Source organism: Streptosporangium sp. NPDC049248 (assembly GCF_040678965.1).
In the GTDB taxonomy this organism is placed as follows: domain Bacteria; phylum Actinomycetota; class Actinomycetes; order Streptosporangiales; family Streptosporangiaceae; genus Streptosporangium; species Streptosporangium fukuiense.
Genome location: NZ_JBFAQY010000084.1, coordinates 1 through 1,593 on the forward strand (window position 1 = coordinate 1; position 1,593 = coordinate 1,593).

Here is a 1,593-nt window from a genome sequence, read left to right on the forward strand (position 1 = left end):
GCGGGCGTATCTGGAGCTGGGGCCTGACGGGGTGTTGACCGCGATGGCTCAGGACACCCTTGCCGCCGAGGAGCAGCCTGTCGCGGACCTGGTGGTGGGGGCTGACGCGGTGGTGGTGCCGGTGCTGCGCGGGGACCGTGATGAGCAGTGGTCGGTCATGTCGGCGTTGGCCCGGTTGCATGTGTACGGGGTGGGGGTGGACTGGGAGTCGGTGCTCGCTGGTGGGCGCCGGGTGGAGTTGCCGACGTACGCCTTCCAGCACCAGTGGTTCTGGCCGAGTGGTGGACGGATCACGGATGCCCGCAGTCTGGGACAGGTTGTGGCGGGCCATCCGCTGCTGGGCGCGGCGGTGGGCCTGGCCGATTCCGATGACGCGCTGCTGACCGGGCGGCTGTCGTTGCGGTCGCATCCGTGGCTGGCGGATCACGCGGTGGCGGGGATGGTGATCTTCCCCGGCACCGGGTTCCTGGAACTGGCGATTCGGGCGGGGGATCAGGTCGGTTGCGACCGGGTCGAGGAGCTGACCCTGACCGCGCCGTTGGTGCTGGGCGCGGACGACGCTGTCGCGGTGCAGGTGCGGGTGGGAGCGGCGGACGGGATGGGCCGTCGTGAGGTGAGCGTCTATGCCCGGCCGGCCGAAGCTGATGATCACGATGGTTGGGTGCGGCATGCCGGTGGTGTGCTGGCGAGTGGTGGTCACATCGCCGGGGCGGGCGTTGAGGAGGATCGGAAGCAGGCCGCGGGGGCCGACGGTGAGGTCGTCACGCATTTTGATACGGCGGTGTGGCCGCCGAGGGGTGCGTCGGTGATCGAGCTTGATGGGGTGTACGACCGGCTGGCTGAGGGTGGGCTGGATTACGGGCCGGTGTTCCAGGGGTTGACGGCGGCCTGGCGCGGCGTCGACGGCGAGGTGTTCGCCGAGGTCGTGCTGCCCGAGCAGGCGGCGTCGAGTGCGGGTTCGTTCGGGGTGCATCCGGCGCTGCTGGACGCGGCGTTGCACGCGGTGCCGTTCGCCGGACTGGACGACGCCGAGAGTGGCCGGTTGCCGTTCTCCTGGGGTGGAGTGTGCCTGCACGCGGTCGGGGCGTCGGTGCTGCGGGTGCGGCTGGCCAGGACCCGAGGCGACGCGGTCTCGATGATCGCGGTGGACGCGGCCGGGGAGCCGGTGCTGTCGGCGCGGTCGCTGGTGCTGCGGCCGGCCGCAACAGAGCGGTTGGCCGTCTCCGGCAGCGGCGGTGCCGTTGGGGACGCACTGTTCCAGGTGGAGTGGACGGCCGTGGCCGGTGTAGCGGAGGCCGATCCGGTGTCGGTGGCGGTGCTTGGCCTGGACGTGTTGGATGTCGCCGGGTCATGTCAGGGGGACGGGCAAGCGGTCGCGGCTTACCCGGATCTGGCGTCGTTGGTGGAGGCGGCTTCGGTGCCGGGTGTGGTGGTGGCCGGGCTGGTGTCGGATCCGGCGGGTGGGGTTGTGGAGTCCGCGCATGGGCTGGCCGCTGATGCTCTGGGTTTGGTGCAGGGGTGGCTGGCCGATGAGCGGTGTGGAGATTCGCGTCTGGTGGTCGTCACGCGGGGCGCGGTCGTGGTGGGGGATGG

Annotated in this window: 1 protein-coding gene; it reads left to right on the forward strand. The window is 71.2% G+C overall.

All coding sequences use genetic code 11. The annotated features are described in order from the left end of the window. Positions 1 to 43 precede the first annotated feature (43 nt). Positions 44 to 1,593 (forward strand): polyketide synthase dehydratase domain-containing protein (locus AB0K21_RS44640; RefSeq protein WP_364159300.1); only part of this gene is annotated, 1,550 nt, incomplete at its 3' end.